The sequence below is a fragment of the Halalkalibacter nanhaiisediminis genome, from assembly GCF_007830185.1.
Lineage (GTDB): Bacteria > Bacillota > Bacilli > Bacillales > Bacillaceae_D > Halalkalibacter > Halalkalibacter nanhaiisediminis.
The window spans coordinates 471,769-489,333 of sequence record NZ_VLKZ01000001.1 but is presented as its reverse complement, the minus strand read 5'-3'; the positions used below and the strand labels follow the sequence as shown (position 1 = coordinate 489,333).

The window sequence follows — 17,565 nt, the reverse complement described above, 5'->3', positions numbered from 1 at the left end:
CAAATCGATAAGCTTTCTCAACATAAAAATAAAGGGGCTGACCCCGAATGAATCAGAATCAACCCTTTACTTTGCATTTTATTACTTCTTCAAGTTATAGAATGCGTCAAGACCACCGTATGTTGCTACGTTTTGAAGCTCGTCCTCGATGCGAAGAAGTTGGTTATACTTCGCAACACGATCTGTACGAGACGGAGCACCAGTCTTAATTTGACCTGCATTTGTTGCAACAGCGATATCAGCAATTGTCGCATCTTCCGTTTCACCAGAACGGTGAGAGATAACTGCTGTGTAACCAGCACGCTTCGCCATTTCGATTGCTTCAAATGTTTCTGTAAGTGTACCGATTTGGTTTACTTTGATAAGGATTGAGTTACTAATACCTTTTTCAATACCTTCAGCAAGCTTCGTTGTGTTTGTAACGAACAAGTCATCACCCACAAGCTGAACTTTTGTGCCAAGACGCTCAGTTAAAAGCTTGTGACCATCCCAGTCATTTTCATCTAAGCCATCTTCAATTGAGATGATTGGATATTTAGAAACAAGCTCTTCATAGAATCCAACCATTTCTTCTGAAGTAAATACTTTGCCTTCACCAGAAAGATGGTATTTTCCATCTTCTTTGTTATATAGCTCAGAAGATGCAACGTCCATTGCAAGCATAACTTCTTCACCAGGCTTGTAGCCAGCTTTTTCAATTGCTTCGATGATAGTTGAAAGAGCTTCTTCATTTGAAGAAAGGTTCGGTGCGAATCCACCTTCATCACCAACTGCAGTGTTGTAACCTTTGCTCTTAAGAACTGATTTAAGGTTGTGGAAAATTTCCGCACCCATACGAAGTGCTTCACGGAAGTTTTCTGCACCAACAGGCATAACCATGAATTCTTGAATATCAACGTTATTGTCAGCATGTTCCCCGCCATTGATGATATTCATCATTGGTACTGGAAGTTGCTTTGCGTTGAATCCGCCAAGGTATACATACAATGGTAAACCAAGCGCTTCAGCAGCAGCATGTGCAACAGCCATTGATACACCAAGAATCGCATTAGCACCTAACTTGCCTTTGTTATCCGTGCCATCAAGCTCGATCATTAACTTGTCAACGCCAAGTTGGTCAAGAGCATCCATACCGATTAATTCTGGTGCGATAATTTCGTTTACATTATCAACCGCTTTAAGAACACCTTTACCCATGTAACGGTCTCCGCCATCACGTAATTCAACTGCTTCATATTCCCCAGTTGATGCACCACTTGGTACAAGTGCGCGACCCATTGCACCCGACTCAAGGTATACCTCTACCTCAACTGTTGGATTACCACGAGAATCTAATACTTCGCGAGCATAAACATCTGTAATCATTGTCATGATAAAATCACTCCTTCATATTTTTTCGAATGTTAGTATTTCCTGTTTTTCATTTAAATCTAAAATAACGATTTTCCTGTCATTTCAACTGGCTGCTTGCCACCTAATAACTTCAACACGGTTGGGGCAAGATCAGCAAGAATGCCATCTTGTCGTAAAGTCAGGCCATCCTCTGTTACGATAACTGGAACTCGGTTCGTTGTGTGAGCTGTCATCGGCTGTTCATCAAGCGTTACAACCTCATCAGCGTTACCATGGTCAGCTGTTATAACCGCGGCCCCGCCCTTAGCAATAATCGCATCGACGACTTTTCCCAGACACTCATCTACAGCTTCAACCGCTTTAATCGTCGGTTCAAGCATACCTGAATGACCGACCATATCAGGGTTTGCAAAGTTTAAAATAATCGCATCATGATGATCAGCTGCAATGTCTGCTAGTAACGCGTCCGTTACTTCATATGCACTCATTTCAGGCTTCAAATCATACGTTGCAACCTTTGGTGAATTGATGAGAATTCTGTCTTCACCTGGAAACGGCTCCTCACGACCTCCACTAAAGAAGAAGGTAACATGTGGATATTTCTCTGTTTCGGCAATTCTAAGCTGTTTAAAGTTTTGTTGAGAAAGAACTTCTCCTAATGTGTTATCAAGATTCGTCGGCTTAAATGCCACAAATCCATTAACACTTTCACTAAATTTCGTTAAGCATACATAGTGAACATGCTTAGGGTGCTTCGGTCCTCGGTCAAATCCGCGGAAATCATCGTTTGTAAATACTTGAGACATTTGAATCGCACGGTCTGGTCGGAAATTAAAGAAAATAACGGCATCGTCATCTTTGACAGTCGCCACAGGCGTTCCATCAGCTTGCGTAATCACAGAAGGAATCACGAATTCATCAAAGATTCCATTCTTGTAATTATCCGTAATGACTTCAATTGGATCTGTATACGTTGGACCTTCACCGTAAACCATTGCTCGGTATGACTTTTCAACACGTTCCCAGCGCTGGTCACGGTCCATTGCATAATAGCGACCATGCAGTGAGGCAATCTCTCCAAGTCCAAGCTTAGTAAGCTTTTCTTGAAGACCACGGACATAAACTTCTGCCGATGTTTGTCCAACATCACGTCCATCTAAAAAGCCGTGGATATAGACTTTCTCGACATTCTCTCTTTTTGCTAAATCAAGTAAAGCAAAAAGATGATTGATATGACTATGAATGCCTCCGTCAGAAAGAAGACCATAGACATGCAAAGCACTATTTTTTGCCTTTACATGATTCATCGCATCAAGAAACGTTTGATTTTCAAAGAAATCTCCTTCACGAATCGACAAATTCACACGAGTCAAACTTTGGTACACGATACGTCCTGCGCCAATATTAAGATGCCCTACTTCAGAATTCCCCATTTGGCCTTCTGGTAATCCAACGGCTTCCCCTTGCGCTTCAAGTGTAGCATGTGGATACTGCTCCCAGTAACGATCAAAGTTCGGCTTTTTTGCTTGAGCAACTGCGTTTCCTTTGATTTCGTCTCTTATCGCAAATCCATCTAGGATGATAAGAGCGACTGGCTTCTTACTCATTTGCTTTCCTCCAACAATGCTAAGAATGAAGCTGGCTCAAGACTAGCTCCGCCTACAAGTGCACCATCAATATCCGATTGTGCCATGTACTCTTTTATATTAGCAGGTTTTACGCTACCGCCATACTGAATTCTTACTGCATCTGCAGCTTCTGTTGAAAAAGCTTCAGCCACGACTTTACGAATATAAGCACAAACTTCATTTGCATCACTCGCAGAAGATGATTTACCTGTACCGATTGCCCAAATTGGCTCATAAGCGATGACTGTATTTTTCACTTGCTCATCTGTTAAACCAGCAAGACCAGCTTCCACTTGAACTTTAACAACATCATTTGTTTTACCAGCTTCACGCTCTTCATCTGTCTCACCGCAGCACATGATTGGAACTAAGTTGTGCTTAAATGCAGCATGAACTTTTTTGTTTACCGTTTCATCCGTTTCAGCAAACATTTCACGACGCTCAGAGTGACCGATAATCACATAGTCAACCTTCATATCAGCTAACGCTACAGGGCTAATTTCACCTGTGAATGCGCCGTTTTCTTCGAAGTGAACATTTTGAGCACCAATTTTTAAATCCGTGCCGCTTGTTTCACTTACTAAGCTTTCTAAAAATAGGGCTGGTGAACAAACAACTGCGTCCACTTCGCTATTTGCTGGAATGCTTCCTTTTACTTCTTGAACAAATTGCTTCGCTTCGCCAAGCGTTTTGTTCATTTTCCAGTTACCTGCAATAATTGGCTTACGCAAATTTCTCACCTCATAGTAAAATTTAACCTGATCTAACTCAGATTATTACTTATCACTTAAAGCTACGACACCTGGAAGCTCTTTCCCTTCCATGAATTCAAGAGAAGCGCCTCCACCAGTAGAAATGTGACTCATTTTATCAGCAATACCAAATTTCTCAACAGCTGCTGCAGAGTCTCCTCCACCAATGACAGAGTATGTGTTTTCACTATCAGCAAGCGCTTCGCCAACGCCTTTTGTTCCTTTTGAGAATGCATCTAATTCAAACACACCCATTGGTCCGTTCCAAATCACAAGCTTTGAATCCATAATGACCTTACGATATGTATCAATCGTTTTCGGTCCAATATCTAACGCTTCCCAATCAGCTGGGATCGAATCGATATTTACCACTTTAATGTTGGCATCATTTGAAAAATCATCAGCAACTGTGACATCCACCGGTAAATAGAAATTCACACCATTTGCCTTTGCTTTTTCCATAAATGATTTTGCAAGGTCAATCTTGTCTTCTTCAAGCAGTGACTTACCGATTTCATGACCAAGTGCTTTTATGAATGTATAGCCAAGACCACCACCGATGATTAAGTTATCTACTTTATCTAATAGATTATCAATAACACCGATCTTATCCTTCACCTTCGCACCGCCGATAATCGCTGTAAACGGACGTTCAGGATTTGATAAAGCTTTACCTAATACATCAAGTTCTTTTTCCATCAAAAAGCCTGCCGCAGCTGGTAAGTGGTGTGCGATCCCTTCCGTAGAAGCATGTGCACGGTGAGCAGCACCAAACGCATCGTTTACATACACATCTGCAAGTTGTGCAAATGCTTTTGCAAGCTCAGGATCATTTTTCTCTTCACCAGGATAGAAGCGGACGTTTTCAAGCAATAAAATGTCACCATCATTAAGAGCATTAGCAGCAGCTTCTGCCGCAGAACCATGTGCTTCATCACTCTTTTTAACGTCTTTACCAAGCAATTCGCTAAGACGAGCAGCAACTGGCGTTAAACGAAGCTCCTCTACTACTTCACCTTTTGGACGACCAAGATGTGATGCAAGAATGACGCGTGCACCTTGTTCTACCAAATATTCAATCGTTGGAAGGGCTGCGCGAATACGTGTTTCATCCGTAATGCTTCCATCTTTCATTGGTACATTGAAATCAACGCGACAAAATACTTTTTTTCCTTTTAAATCAAGATCACGGATCGTTTTTTTGTTCATATCGATCGACCTCCTTTTGTATGGTAAAAGCAGACAGCTAAAAAGAGGAGGCAGAATTTATGTTCTCCTCCTCCTCTGCAACTGTCTTCTTAATTATAGTCCTTGCTTAGCAATATATTCAACAAGATCTACAACACGGTTTGAGTAACCAGACTCGTTATCATACCAAGAGATTACTTTTACCATGCTACCTTCCATAACCATTGTTGAAAGAGCATCGATTGAAGAAGAATAAGAAGTTCCGTTGTAGTCACTAGAAACTAGTGGCTCTTCACTGTAATTAAGGATTCCTTTTAATGGACCTTCAGCTGCTTCTTTAAGAACTGCATTTACTTCTTCAGCCGTAACGTCTTGATTTAACTCAGCTACTAAGTCAACTAAAGAAACGTTAGGTGTTGGAACACGCATAGCTCCACCATTTAATTTACCTTTAAGTTCAGGAAGAACAAGCGCAACTGCTTTTGCAGCACCTGTAGAAGTTGGGATGATATTTTCAGCAGCTGCACGAGCACGACGGTAGTCCTTGTGTGGAAGGTCAAGGATTTGTTGGTCATTTGTGTAAGAGTGAACAGTTGTCATCATACCACGCTTGATACCGAACTTATCGTTAAGAACTTTTGCAAATGGTGCAAGACAGTTTGTCGTACAAGATGCGTTAGAGATAACGTGGTGACTTCCAGCATCGTACTTATCTTCGTTAACACCCATTACAACTGTAATATCTTCATCAGATGCAGGAGCAGAAATGATAACTTTCTTCGCGCCAGCTTCTAAATGTTTTGCAGCATCTTCACGCTTAGTGAAGAAACCAGTTGATTCTACAACAACCTCTACTCCACGATCAGCCCAAGCAAGCTTAGCTGGGTCACGCTCAGCAGAAATGTTAATTTCTTGTCCGTTTACTACTAGTGCATTTCCGTTTACTGATACTTCAGCATCGATTCTGCCGTGTACAGTGTCATATTTAAGAAGGTGAGCAAGCATGTTAGCATCAGTTAAATCATTGATTGCTACTACCTCTACATTTGGGTTATTTAGTGCCGCGCGGAATACGTTACGTCCAATACGTCCAAAACCATTAATACCAATTTTCGTTGCCATTTGATATTTCCTCCTAGTAATTGATTAGATTTATCTAAAAGGGCAGGCCCTTTTATCTACATATGAAGCTTAAGTAATGACTCAGCTGCTGCTTCGTCTGTGATCAACACATCGCTTGGGCGATATTTCATATAAGCTGCAATCGCTTCTGCTTTTGAATGCCCTCCAGCAACAGAGATGACATACTTATCACCTAAGTCATCTAACTGAAGGCCGATCGTACGTTGCTTATGAATCGGCTCACCGCTTCGGTTAAAGTAATAACCAAATGCTTCTGCTACAGCTTCTTCCCGTTTAATCTTTTCAATAAACGAGTCAGCGGAATCTCTTCGTAATGCCATTGTGCTCGCATCACCAATTCCATGAATAACTGTGCTAGCAGACTTTATCAGTTTTAGGATATCCTTTACCGACGGTTCTAATACAAGAGATGAATAAGCTTCTTCGCTAATTTGATCTGGAACATGAAGCAAACGATACTGCGCTTTTGCTCGGCTTGCCAATTCGGCGCTGATTGTGTTCGCTTGGTTTTCTACTTTCTCACCAAGACCACCTCGTGCTGGTACAAACACAACTTCGCTTGTTTTTGCATCTGGTGTCATCATTTCAGCAACAGCCGCGAGCGTTGTCCCACCCATAACAGCGACAACATCCTTTGGGACAAGTCTTTCCTTCAGCTCACTAATGCAAGCTCGGCCCATCTCTCTTTTCACCCAGTCATCTTGGTCACTGTTCCCAGCGACAACCAGCACTTGCTTAACACCCAGCTTCTGTTCAAGGCTTACTTCTAGTTCTCTGAGCCCAAGCAATTCTTTCATCACGTCTTCTAGCTTTAAGAAAAGTTGTTCCCCTTCTTCAGTGACACTCATCCCCGCAGAAGCAAAATGAACGAGACCTTGTTCTTTTAAAAACGTGACTTCGCCTCTTAAAACACGTTCGGATATCTGCAAATTAGCGGATAAACTTCGTCTTCCAATCGGCTGCATTAACTTAATGTAGTGAAGGATACGATATCGCTTAACCATGATATCTAGCACATCGGGCAATAATTTTTTTTGAATGTCTAATAATAATAGCATTGAAATAACTCCCTTGGACTCATTTTGTCCCTCTTAGACGTTTTATGTCCCTATCAAGGTAAAAAAAAGACCAAATCCTTATCTACAGATTCATTCTATCAAGGATAAGGTCCTTTCACAAGTATTAAGAATCAGTTTTTTCAAGTAAACGCTTTCTGACTTTCTCCATAGAAACTTGACCATAATCAACTTCCTCACCATCAATAACTACGACAGGAATCATGAGCTGATACTTCTCTAATAACGAATCATCTTGATAAATATCCACTACCGTTATACGAAACTCAACTTCATCCTGCAATAGTCTCATGACTGCGATCGCCTCGTCACAAAGTGGACAATCCACTTTTGAAAACACTTGTACATCTATCATTTCTTGAACCTACCTCGTTTATACTTTTTTCTTATTCAAATCGTTTTCTTTTAGAAGAAGAAGGAATACCTAGCTCATCTCGGTACTTAGCTATTGCTCGTCTTGACACAACAATTCCTTTCTCTTCTTGCAAGCTCTTTACAATTTTTGCATCAGAGAGCGGTTTTTGCTTATTTTCTCGAGCAATTAGTTCCTTCATCCAGTCTTTTATCGTTTGACTTGATGTTGTCTCACCAATATCATTTCGGACAGATGACGAGAATAATGACTTTAATTCGAGCAGCCCTCTAGGTGTTTCAGCATATTTATTCGTTGTGGCTCGACTCACTGTTGACTCATGCACACCAATTTCTTCTGCAACCTCTTTTAACGTTAAAGGCTTCAATACGCCATTCTTAGTCAGAAAGTACTCACGTTGATGCCTAGCAATCGCTTCTCCAACTTTAATAATCGTCTGCTTACGCTGGGCAATGCTACGAATTAACCATTGAACTTGCTGTGCTTTTTGCTTAGCATAGTGTGTTGCTTCCACTTCACGTTCATTACGTAAAAGCTGTTCATAGTGACGATTTAAACGAATGGTCGGAATAATATCATCGACCAATTGTACAAAAAGCTCGCTGCCATCTGCAATAATTCTTAGCTCTGGTGTCACAAATTGAATCGGCTCTACACCGAACTGTGTACCTGGACGAGGGTCTAGCGTCTGAATTAAGTCATTTACTTCTTGAATGTCCTGAAGTGTTACACCTAATTCAGTCGAAATATCCCTCCATTTTCGTTTTGCTAAATCATCCATATAAAGCATCACAACCTGTTCAGCTAATGGATGACGTGTTTCTAATCGCTGTAATTGAAGTAACAAGCATTCTTGCAAATTCCTTGCCCCAACACCAGCTGGCTCTAATCGCTGCAAGATGTGAAGAATTTCCTCTCCTTCAAAGCGTGAGATCGTTAAATCATCACATACATCTTCGAGCGAACGAGATAAATAACCATCATCTCTTAAGCTATAAATAAAATAAGTGACTTTCTCTCTTTCAGACCTTGAAAGGCTTATTTCTTGTAATTGTTGTAGAAGGTGATCATTTAAGCTGATTCGATCAACCAATGCATAATCAATAGGGGATTGACGTTCTTCTTGATCAGACTGAGAATAAGAAATAGACGTATAAGAATGCAGTTCAATCCGCTCTCTTTTACCTAATTCCACTGCTTTTGGTGGTTCTTGAACATCTAATAAAGGGTTTTCAAGCGCCTGCTCATGAATAAAAGTGGACAAATCTGTTGCCGAAAACTGCAACAGATGAATAGCTTGACGTAGTTCTTGGGTCATAATTAAACTCGTTGACTGTTGTTGAAAAAGGCCAAATTCCATCATTATCCCCCTTCCTTTATCTATTATCTATTTTATCATACTATTTAACTGTAAGCGTTTTCTTAATGATATGATCAATCGGCTTATCTCATGCTTGCGCGCATAATTCAATTATACACATTCGATAAAGAATCTCTAGGTTCACTTAATTAGTTTGAGAAATTTAAAAAACGGATATCATGTAAGAAGGTTTTAAAGTATGTGATAGGGAATTATATTTATAGTGAAGGTTTATAATTTGACCTTCTTTGACCTATTAGGTATGATGTACATAACTTATCGTCGAACATGTATTTGTTCGCAACACTAAAGGAGGAATTACGAATGAATTTAATCCCTACAGTTATTGAACAAACAAATCGCGGAGAACGCGCATACGACATTTACTCTCGTTTATTAAAAGACCGCATCATTATGCTTGGTAGTGGAATTGATGACAATGTCGCAAACTCAATCGTTGCTCAGCTTTTATTCTTGCAAGCAGAAGATCCAGAGAAAGACATCTCGCTTTACATTAATAGCCCTGGTGGTTCGATTACGGCTGGTATGGCTATCTATGATACAATGCAGTACATAAAGCCTAATGTATCAACTATTTGTATTGGTATGGCTGCTTCAATGGGTGCATTCTTATTAGCTGCTGGTGAAAAAGGTAAACGTTTCGCCCTTCCTAATAGTGAAATTATGATTCACCAACCACTTGGCGGAACGCAAGGCCAAGCATCTGATATCGAAATTCACGCTCGTCGCATTATTGAAATGCGCGAAAAACTAAACTCTATTCTTTCTGAGCGTACTGGACAACCAATGGATGTGATTGCACGAGATACAGATCGTGATAACTTCATGGTTGCAGAAAAAGCAAAAGAATACGGTCTAATCGACAAAGTTATTCCTGCATCAAAATAACATTTTAATCATTTTGCACTAAATAAAGAGACACCGATTATCGCTTCCACGATTTCGGTGTCTCTTTTCTATTTACTCTTTTTCAATAAAAGTCACAAGTGCATCAAGGGCTTCTTGTTCATCTTTACCATCTGTCACAAGTGTAATGGTTGCACCGTTCGCAACTGCAAGACTCATAAGGCCCATAATACTTTTCGCATTTACTTTCTTATTGTCTTTTTCAATGAACACCTCAGATGTAAAACGATTAGCCTCTTGTACAAACAAAGCAGCAGGTCTTGCTTGCAATCCTGTCTTCTTTTTCACGGTTACGTCTTTTTTTACCATTTTTCCCTTCTCCTCCTTAGCTTAATTAAATGAACTGGCCGTAATTACACTTCAAAAGGCTGACCATTTCTTAGTTTGTCTGCAATTTGATCAATTTTACGAAGGCGATGATTCACTCCAGATTTACTCACCTTACCACTCTCTACCATTTCCCCTAGTTCCTTTAACGTGACATCCTGATGCAATACACGTAGTTCAGCAATCTCTTTTAGCTTAGGTGGTAACTGATCTAATCCAAGTTCCCGTTCAACTAAGCGGATATTCTCCACTTGTCTAAGCGCAGCACCAACTGTCTTATTTAAATTAGCTGTCTCACAGTTAACGAGACGATTAACTGAATTTCGCATATCCTTCATGATACGCACATCTTCAAAATAAAGCAGAGCCTGATGAGCACCAATAATATTGAGAAACTCAGTGATTTTTTCGCTCTCTTTCATATACGTAATGAAACCCTTCTTACGTTCCAATGTTTTTGCATTTAATTGATATTCGTTCATTAATTCACATAATGAGCGATTATGTTCCTCATACAGCGAGAAGATCTCTAAGTGATAAGAAGAAGTCTCTGGATGATTAATGGAGCCACCAGCTAAAAAGGCACCGCGCAAATAAGCACGTTTGCAGCAAGATGCTTTCGTTAATTCCTTTGATATTGTTCGAATGAAGACAAAACCATCAGCCAAAATCCCTAAATCTTCAAGCAGCATTTTCGCTTCATGCTTCATTCGCACGAGGTAGACATTGTTCTTCTTTAATCTCATTTTCTTACGGACAAGAAGTTCAACAAATATATTCGGATATAATCGTTTAATATGAGTATAGATTCTTCTAGCAATGGCTGCATTCTCTGTTGTGACATCCAAGACTAGTTTCATTTGATTGAACGAAATGGATCCGTTCATCCGAATGAGAGCAGCAAGCTCAGCCTTAGCACAACAATCATCTTGCTCCAGCTGTGTCAATTCTTTCTTTGTTGTGGCTGCAAAGGACAAGGTCCTCACTCCTTTCAGCCGTGTAGCACTTACCCATATAGTATAGTAAGCCACATCCCTACACGTGCATCTAACCGTTATTCACTAACTCGCAAAAGTGCGTTTGATACCTTTATTGCATCATGGCGTATCATATGCTGCCTTTCCAAAACAAATTGATCTTGGATAATCCCAATGTTCATTTGTTTCAGGCGCTCATGATCGACGATAACAGGAACAGAGCCTTCCTCCGCATATCTTTCTCTTAGTTGCGTTGACACTGGTGAACCATTCACAAGAATTTCTTTAACCAATCCATGACCACAATGATCAATAATCGCTTGCAGGTGATCAGCAGCTGAATAGCCATCCGTCTCCCCGCCTTGGGTCATAACATTACAAATATATACTTTTCTAGCGTTTGAATTACGAATGGTATCAGCAATTCCTGGCACAAGCAAATTGGGGAGAACACTCGTATATAAGCTACCAGGACCAAGCACAATCAAGTCAGCTTCTTCAATGGCACGTATACTTTCTTGCAGCGGGTGAATCTCTGACGGTGTCAAAAACACACGTTTAATCTGCTTTTTGGCATGTGGAATTCTCGACTCTCCTGAAACAATACTTCCATCCTCCATTTCAGCATGCAAAACAATGCTTCGATTAGTAGCTGGATAAACATTTCCTCTTACATTTAATACTTTGCTTAATTCAGCGATACCACGTGCAAAATCCCCTGTTATCGATGTCATTCCTGCAAGCAATAAGTTGCCTAGCGAATGGCCCGATAAACCGTTTCCATTTGCAAACCGATGTTGAAACATTTCCTCAACAAGTGGCTCAACCTCAGCTAATGCGATCAGCACATTTCGTACGTCCCCAGGAGGTGGAATATCTAATTCTTTTCGTAGGCGCCCTGAACTTCCGCCATCATCTGCAACGGTTACAATAGCTGAAATGGAAACAGGAAACGTTTTTAATCCTCTTAATAAGACAGATAACCCTGTCCCTCCACCAATGACGACAATTTTCTTATTTCTCACTTTGTCTTTTCCTTCCCTTTTTCAATATCACGATGACTCACATGAAGAGAATATTCATCAGCGAAAGCTTTCCCAAAGTACTCTGCCAATGTAACCGAACGATGCTTCCCTCCTGTGCAACCAATTCCAATAACAACTTGGCTCTTTCCTTCACGTTTGTATTGAGGAAGCATAAACAAAAGCAAATCAGTGAGTTTTTCAATAAACTGCTGAGTCTCCGTCCACTTTAAAACATAAGAGGATACTTCTTGATCAAGTCCAGTTTTCGGACGCATATGATCGACATAATGAGGGTTAGGAAGGAAACGTACGTCAAACACGAGATCTGCATCAATCGGTATGCCATATTTAAAGCCAAACGACATCACATTCACTGAAAACGGGTGACGTTCCGTTGAAGAAAAACGTTGAATAATACGTTCACGCAATTGAATAGGCTTCATATCAGTCGTATCAATAATTTGCTGGCTACGACCCTTCATTTCTTCTAGCATTTCACGTTCTAATTGAATTCCCTCAAGTGGAAGACCATTCGGAGCAAGTGGATGGGAACGTCTCGTCTCCTTATAACGCTGTACAAGCTTCGCATCCTTTGCATCAAGAAAAAGAATCTGCAATTTAAAATTTAAATTCGGCGAAAGACTGATGGAATCAATCGCTTCAAAAAGATGGTCAAAGAACTTTCTTCCTCTTAAATCAATGACCAGGGCAACCTTATTCATTTTCCCATTAGCCCCGTCAATTAGCTCAATAAATTTCGGAATGAGCGCTGGAGGAAGATTATCGACGCAAAAATAACCTAAATCCTCGAAGCTCTGCACCGCTACTGTCTTACCTGCCCCCGACATACCCGTTATAATAACAATTTGAATTTCCTCATGTTCAACCTTCATCCTCATCACCCTTATCATTGCTTATGTATAATTTGGCTCTAAACGGTAAGAAAGCAAGTCAAAATCTGGTGTATAGTAAAATGTTCCGTACATAATGCCTTTACCACTTAATACATGGCGAAACATATGCTTATCGCCTTCTGCCATCGGTAATTGCACTAGTTCATCAAATGGTTGCCATTTGAGCTTACCCTCTGGAGACTCTTTCATCATTTCTCCGTGATAGCTCTTTGCTTGAAACGTGAACATCATCCATTCCTTAATCGGCTGATTATGTTCCATCATGACAATGGTAAAAACAGCACGCAATTCCGTACCTTCAAGCTTTAGCCCTGTTTCTTCCCAAAATTCACGTTCAGCTGATTCTTTAATTGACTCACCTGGTTCCATTTTCCCTCCAGGGGCAACCCACCAGCCACGACTAGGCTTTTGTAATAGTAATGCTTTATCTTCAAAAGTTAGGACACAATTCGTAACTCTTTGCAAAAACCTCACCTCAGTTCTCCTATCATCTCATTATACAATTAATTGAAACTTTAATTCAATTAGAAGTACAGAACGAATACGAGAACAAAACATGAGAAATGATCGATATATTATTCAGCTATAAAGGGAGGTAGAAACGTTATAATTTCTACACAAAATCATTAACATTGGAATATAAAAGATACGTGGGTAAAAAAAGGGCACGGACATTTGTCCGTGCAAATTATATAAAAAAGGGGGTCAATTACTTATTTATATCATACGCTTTTAATGTTTCATATGTGTTACAAAAGCATTAAAACCGAGTGACGTTTTGCCCCTTTATGCCTGTACTTTCTCTTCAAGACTTTCAAGATAATGCTGCACATTTTGTGCCGCTAAACTACCGTCACCTGTAGCTGTAACAATTTGACGAAGTGATTTTTCACGAATGTCACCAGCAGCAAAAATCCCTGGAATCGTTGTCTCCATTTCTTCATTCGTTACAATGTACCCTTCTTCGTTTGTAATACCTAGGTTCAGTACACTGTTGTTTAGCGGAAGCATACCAATATAGATGAACGCTCCATCTGCTTTAAACTCTTTTTGTTCACCCGTTTCAGTATTCTCGATCGTCACGCTACCAACTTTTCCATTTTCATCATTGATCTCTGTGACAACATGGTTCCAGATGAAATCAATTTTCTCATTTTTAAAAGCACGATCCTGAAGAATCTTCTGCGCACGAAGCTGATCACGTCTATGGATAATCGTTACTTTGGAAGCAAAGCGAGTTAAATAAACAGCTTCCTCAACAGCAGAATCACCACCACCGACGACAACTAGCTCTTTCCCTTTAAAGAATGCCCCATCACATACTGCACAATAAGAAACTCCACGACCACCTAATTCTTTCTCACCAGGAACGCCTAGCTTCTTATATTCCGCACCAGTTGTGACAATAACAGCACGCGCTTTATATTCTTTACTACCTGTTTTGACAATTTTAAGTTCGCCTTCATCGATGATTTCTTTTACATCACCGTATCCGTACTCAGCACCAAATTTCTTTGCATGCTCGAACATTTTTGTTGAAAGCTCTGGACCAAGAATATGGTCAAAGCCAGGATAGTTTTCAACCTCTTCTGTGTTTGCCATTTGTCCACCTGGCACACCACGTTCAAGCATAATTGTTGAAAGATTTGCACGAGATGTATAAACAGCCGCTGTCATTCCAGCAGGGCCAGCACCAGCGATGACAACATCATAGATTTTTTCTTCACTCATCATTCTTCCACTCCTTTACATATACCACTTACTCCGTTGGCCATTAACCAATTTACTAAAATTTGATGATTGTATATTTTACATCGTAGCGAATTTCGCAAAAGTTGTCTAATATCCTGCTCAAATTAGTCTATCCATATATGATAGCCAATATCTTCCGTTCCACTCTTATGATTTCTCTGTCTACTCACAAAATTCTCTGCTTGCTCAGAACCTAGATTAGCAGCACGCTCAATATAGGTCTGGGCCTTTGTTTGCTCTCCTAGATGAGATAAGGAAACCCCTAGGCAGAATAATAAATCAGGGCGAAGCTCTAACTCAAAGCGATTTAGCTCTCGCAAACGCTCATAGGCAAGTCGATACTCTCCAACCGCACATAGCGTTTCGGCTACTTTCACATAATGGTCACCGTCAATTGGATACACCGTCTTTAAAGCTTGAATAAAAGGTTCTGCCTGCTTAGTTTCCCCTTTTTTTGAATAAAACAAAGCCAAATTACAAATCGCAAATAAATTTCCTTTATCTTGCTCCAAAATGGCTTCAGATATCTCAAATGCAGAATCATCACCTAAACGAAAGTACGCTTCAGCTAAATGATTTCGCGCTGCCCAACACGTAGGGTGCTCTTTAATAATTGCTTCAAGAATCGGGATTGACGCTTTCACTTCACCGTTGCGCAGCAAATAGTGCGCGCGTTCATGCCGAGCGATCAGTTCATCCTCTTGTGCATCAATCTCTTCCCAATCGTCAGCTTCTTCACGTTCAAAGCGAAGCAACTCTAGCAGCTCTTCTGCATCCTCAGTAAAACGTTCATTCGGACTTAATTCCAAATAACGTAGTGTCGCTCGTTCTGCTTTTTCAAATAAACCTAAATAAGCATAGTTATTAGCCATGAAAAAATAGCATTCCGCTATCGCATCTCCATTTTCAGCTAACACTTGCTGTAATATATCAATGGAGCGTTCATACTCTCCAATTTCCGAAAGAACGGCTGCCAATTGAACATGGAAAACCGGTTCTTGATTTGTTAATTTCACCGCTCGTTCAAATAATTTGATAGCGCGATGGAGATGATTCTTACGATACGCTTCTAAACCACGATGAAAGAAGTAATCACCGCTTTGAAACAAAGGGACGACCTTACGTTTTTGGTGTTCGTTATTTGGTGTTAATTCCATGAAGTTCCGTTCCCTCCAGCTTCTTAAATCTTCAATTTAGTATACAACATTTTAGCATACGTGAATGCTTCTTTTTAATGAAAGAGTTAAATATTCAATTAAGTGGAACACTCATGATATCATATGCCTTTCCTATAAATAAACACCAGCACTAACCTCATCCACCAAATTTTTTTGAAGAAAAAAAGCCTGAGTTCTCCTATTCAGAAAAACGTCAGACCTTTTTGACTTTAAGCTTTATGTCTTTCTTTTAAAACTGCCAAAACATCATCAAGCGGTAGCTTCTGTTCTCTTAAGAGGACGAGAAGGTGATAGAGCAAGTCAGACACTTCCCACTTCAACTCTTCAGGATCACGATTTTTCGCTGCGATAATAACTTCTCCAGCTTCCTCGCCGACCTTCTTTAAAATCTTATCGACACCTTTTTCAAATAAATAGGTCGTATAAGCTCCTTCTGGAAGTTCAGCTTCTCTTTTTGCGATAACTTGTTCAAGCTCTTCGATAATCGCAAATCGGTTTAGAGTTGTTCGCACTTCATCCTTCATTAGAGAATCACTAAAGCAAGTGTATTCTCCTTTATGGCAAGCAGGTCCTGCTGGAACGACAAGCACGACAAGAGAATCAGCATCACAATCATAACGCATATCGACGATCTTCTGAGTATTTCCAGACGTTGCCCCTTTATGCCATAGCTCCTGGCGCGAACGCGAATAGAACCATGTCTCTTTTGTCTCAAGTGATTTCTCGAGTGACTCCTTATTCATGTAAGCAAGCGTCAGAACCTCTTTACTTGCTGCATCCTGAACGATTGCGGGAACAAGACCATTTTGATCAAATTTAATTTTATCGATTGTCATCGTACGCTCACTCCCTTCTCTTTTAAATACGATTTCACTTCTGCTACAGATGTTTCTTTATAGTGGAAAATAGACGCAGCTAGAGCAGCATCGGCTTTTGCCTCTTCAAATACATCTGCAAAATCTTCTTTCTTACCAGCACCACCTGAAGCAATAACTGGAACCGTCACAGCTTCGCTCACTGCTTTTGTTAATGCCTTATCAAAGCCTGTTTTCGCACCGTCTTGATCCATACTCGTTAGCAAAATTTCACCAGCACCGAGACGTACGGCTTCCTTCGCCCATTCAATCACTTCCCACTCCGTCGCAACGCGGCCACCGTGCGTATAAATCCGCCATGAACCTAGCTCTTGATCGTACTTTGCATCAATTGCCACAACAATACATTGCGAACCGAAAAAGTCAGCACCTTCTCGAATCAATTCGGGTCGTTTAACGGCTGCTGTGTTAAGCGATACTTTATCCGCTCCTGCACGCAAAACACGCTTCATGTCTTCAAGTGTATTAATTCCACCACCAACAGTAAACGGAATCGCAAGTGTACCAGCTACTTGCTCAACCACTTCGACCATCGTCTCGCGCCCTTCATGTGAAGCAGAAATATCTAAAAAGACAAGCTCATCTGCACCTTGTTCATCATAAAAAGCCGCAAGCTCAACTGGGTCACCTGCATCTCTAAGATCAACGAATTGAATGCCTTTAACGACTCGTCCTTCTTTTACATCCAAACAAGGAATAATGCGTTTTGTCAGCATC

18 protein-coding genes are annotated in these 17,565 nt (G+C 40.5%); 1 reads left to right on the top strand and 17 read right to left on the bottom strand.

Translation table 11 applies throughout. The features are described 5' to 3' along the window. Positions 1-81 precede the first annotated feature (81 nt). The 8 genes from eno to rpoN form a co-directional block, all read right to left on the bottom strand. Entirely contained in the window at positions 82-1,371 is a 1,290-nt protein-coding gene (gene eno / locus IQ10_RS02190; RefSeq protein ID WP_144448838.1) for a phosphopyruvate hydratase, read from the bottom strand. 59 nt (positions 1,372-1,430) lie between these two features. Next, positions 1,431-2,960 carry a 2,3-bisphosphoglycerate-independent phosphoglycerate mutase gene (gene gpmI / locus IQ10_RS02185; RefSeq protein ID WP_144448837.1) on the bottom strand — a complete coding sequence of 510 codons (1,530 nt, stop codon included), beginning with the start codon at positions 2,958-2,960 and terminating at the stop codon, positions 1,431-1,433. Continuing rightward, entirely contained in the window at positions 2,957-3,712 is a 756-nt protein-coding gene (tpiA, locus tag IQ10_RS02180; RefSeq protein WP_144448836.1) for a triose-phosphate isomerase, read from the bottom strand. The genes gpmI and tpiA overlap by 4 nt, the downstream gene beginning before the upstream one ends. 45 nt (positions 3,713-3,757) lie before the next feature. After that, entirely contained in the window at positions 3,758-4,942 is a 1,185-nt protein-coding gene (locus IQ10_RS02175; RefSeq protein ID WP_144448835.1) for a phosphoglycerate kinase, read from the bottom strand. Positions 4,943-5,035: 93 nt separating this feature from the next. Further along, positions 5,036-6,043: a type I glyceraldehyde-3-phosphate dehydrogenase gene (gap, locus tag IQ10_RS02170; RefSeq protein WP_144448834.1), complete on the bottom strand. Its 1,008-nt coding sequence runs from the start codon at positions 6,041-6,043 to the stop codon at positions 5,036-5,038. A 56-nt stretch (positions 6,044-6,099) separates the two neighbouring features. Further along, positions 6,100-7,122, bottom strand: coding sequence for a sugar-binding transcriptional regulator (locus tag IQ10_RS02165; protein ID WP_144448833.1), 1,023 nt, complete (start codon positions 7,120-7,122; stop codon positions 6,100-6,102). Positions 7,123-7,246: 124 nt separating this feature from the next. Next, the gene (locus IQ10_RS02160) at positions 7,247-7,495 is read right to left on the bottom strand and encodes a glutaredoxin family protein (protein WP_437177653.1); all 249 of its coding nucleotides are present in this window, start codon (positions 7,493-7,495) and stop codon (positions 7,247-7,249) included. Between the two features lie 31 nt (positions 7,496-7,526). Beyond that, positions 7,527-8,873 carry an RNA polymerase factor sigma-54 gene (rpoN, locus tag IQ10_RS02155; RefSeq protein ID WP_144448832.1) on the bottom strand — a complete coding sequence of 449 codons (1,347 nt, stop codon included), beginning with the start codon at positions 8,871-8,873 and terminating at the stop codon, positions 7,527-7,529. 324 nt (positions 8,874-9,197) lie between these two features. Between rpoN and clpP the strand changes: the two genes are divergently transcribed. Then, on the top strand, positions 9,198-9,782 hold the full coding sequence (gene clpP, locus IQ10_RS02150) for an ATP-dependent Clp endopeptidase proteolytic subunit ClpP (RefSeq protein WP_144448831.1): 585 nt from the start codon (positions 9,198-9,200) through the stop codon (positions 9,780-9,782). Between the two features lie 72 nt (positions 9,783-9,854). Here clpP and IQ10_RS02145 read toward each other — a convergent pair whose 3' ends face one another. The 9 genes from IQ10_RS02145 to hisF form a co-directional block, all read right to left on the bottom strand. Then, entirely contained in the window at positions 9,855-10,109 is a 255-nt protein-coding gene (locus tag IQ10_RS02145; protein WP_144448830.1) for an HPr family phosphocarrier protein, read from the bottom strand. 44 nt (positions 10,110-10,153) lie between these two features. Beyond that, positions 10,154-11,104: a DNA-binding protein WhiA gene (gene whiA / locus IQ10_RS02140; protein ID WP_144448829.1), complete on the bottom strand. Its 951-nt coding sequence runs from the start codon at positions 11,102-11,104 to the stop codon at positions 10,154-10,156. Between the two features lie 77 nt (positions 11,105-11,181). Continuing rightward, positions 11,182-12,129, bottom strand: a complete 948-nt coding sequence (locus IQ10_RS02135; RefSeq protein ID WP_144448828.1) for a gluconeogenesis factor YvcK family protein — start codon at positions 12,127-12,129, stop codon at positions 11,182-11,184. Beyond that, on the bottom strand, positions 12,126-13,022 hold the full coding sequence (gene rapZ / locus IQ10_RS02130) for an RNase adapter RapZ (RefSeq protein WP_144448827.1): 897 nt from the start codon (positions 13,020-13,022) through the stop codon (positions 12,126-12,128). The genes IQ10_RS02135 and rapZ overlap by 4 nt, the downstream gene beginning before the upstream one ends. A 21-nt stretch (positions 13,023-13,043) precedes the next feature. Further along, entirely contained in the window at positions 13,044-13,517 is a 474-nt protein-coding gene (locus IQ10_RS02125; protein WP_367613645.1) for an 8-oxo-dGTP diphosphatase, read from the bottom strand. Positions 13,518-13,829: 312 nt separating this feature from the next. Next, entirely contained in the window at positions 13,830-14,774 is a 945-nt protein-coding gene (gene trxB / locus IQ10_RS02120; RefSeq protein ID WP_144448826.1) for a thioredoxin-disulfide reductase, read from the bottom strand. A gap of 125 nt (positions 14,775-14,899) precedes the next feature. After that, complete coding sequence (locus tag IQ10_RS02115) at positions 14,900-15,952, bottom strand: tetratricopeptide repeat protein (protein WP_144448825.1); 1,053 nt, start codon at positions 15,950-15,952, stop codon at positions 14,900-14,902. A 230-nt stretch (positions 15,953-16,182) separates the two neighbouring features. Then, positions 16,183-16,809, bottom strand: a complete 627-nt coding sequence (gene hisIE / locus IQ10_RS02110) for a bifunctional phosphoribosyl-AMP cyclohydrolase/phosphoribosyl-ATP diphosphatase HisIE (RefSeq protein WP_144448824.1) — start codon at positions 16,807-16,809, stop codon at positions 16,183-16,185. Beyond that, positions 16,806-17,564: an imidazole glycerol phosphate synthase subunit HisF gene (gene hisF, locus IQ10_RS02105; RefSeq protein WP_144448823.1), complete on the bottom strand. Its 759-nt coding sequence runs from the start codon at positions 17,562-17,564 to the stop codon at positions 16,806-16,808. The genes hisIE and hisF overlap by 4 nt, the downstream gene beginning before the upstream one ends. Position 17,565 lies beyond the last annotated feature (1 nt).

What these genes read in the sequence shown, in the direction of transcription:
- eno (WP_144448838.1), bottom strand. Translation starts at nt 1,371, where the DNA reads ATGACAATGATTACAGATGTTTATGCTCGCGAAGTATTAGATTCTCGT.
- gpmI (WP_144448837.1), bottom strand. Translation starts at nt 2,960, where the DNA reads ATGAGTAAGAAGCCAGTCGCTCTTATCATCCTAGATGGATTTGCGATA.
- IQ10_RS02175 (WP_144448835.1), bottom strand. Translation starts at nt 4,942, where the DNA reads ATGAACAAAAAAACGATCCGTGATCTTGATTTAAAAGGAAAAAAAGTA.
- gap (WP_144448834.1), bottom strand. Translation starts at nt 6,043, where the DNA reads ATGGCAACGAAAATTGGTATTAATGGTTTTGGACGTATTGGACGTAAC.
- IQ10_RS02165 (WP_144448833.1), bottom strand. Translation starts at nt 7,122, where the DNA reads ATGCTATTATTATTAGACATTCAAAAAAAATTATTGCCCGATGTGCTA.
- IQ10_RS02160 (WP_437177653.1), bottom strand. Translation starts at nt 7,495, where the DNA reads ATGATAGATGTACAAGTGTTTTCAAAAGTGGATTGTCCACTTTGTGAC.
- rpoN (WP_144448832.1), bottom strand. Translation starts at nt 8,873, where the DNA reads ATGGAATTTGGCCTTTTTCAACAACAGTCAACGAGTTTAATTATGACC.
- clpP (WP_144448831.1), top strand. Translation starts at nt 9,198, where the DNA reads ATGAATTTAATCCCTACAGTTATTGAACAAACAAATCGCGGAGAACGC.
- IQ10_RS02145 (WP_144448830.1), bottom strand. Translation starts at nt 10,109, where the DNA reads ATGGTAAAAAAAGACGTAACCGTGAAAAAGAAGACAGGATTGCAAGCA.
- rapZ (WP_144448827.1), bottom strand. Translation starts at nt 13,022, where the DNA reads ATGAAGGTTGAACATGAGGAAATTCAAATTGTTATTATAACGGGTATG.
- trxB (WP_144448826.1), bottom strand. Translation starts at nt 14,774, where the DNA reads ATGAGTGAAGAAAAAATCTATGATGTTGTCATCGCTGGTGCTGGCCCT.
- IQ10_RS02115 (WP_144448825.1), bottom strand. Translation starts at nt 15,952, where the DNA reads ATGGAATTAACACCAAATAACGAACACCAAAAACGTAAGGTCGTCCCT.
- hisIE (WP_144448824.1), bottom strand. Translation starts at nt 16,809, where the DNA reads ATGACAATCGATAAAATTAAATTTGATCAAAATGGTCTTGTTCCCGCA.
- hisF (WP_144448823.1), bottom strand. Translation starts at nt 17,564, where the DNA reads ATGCTGACAAAACGCATTATTCCTTGTTTGGATGTAAAAGAAGGACGA.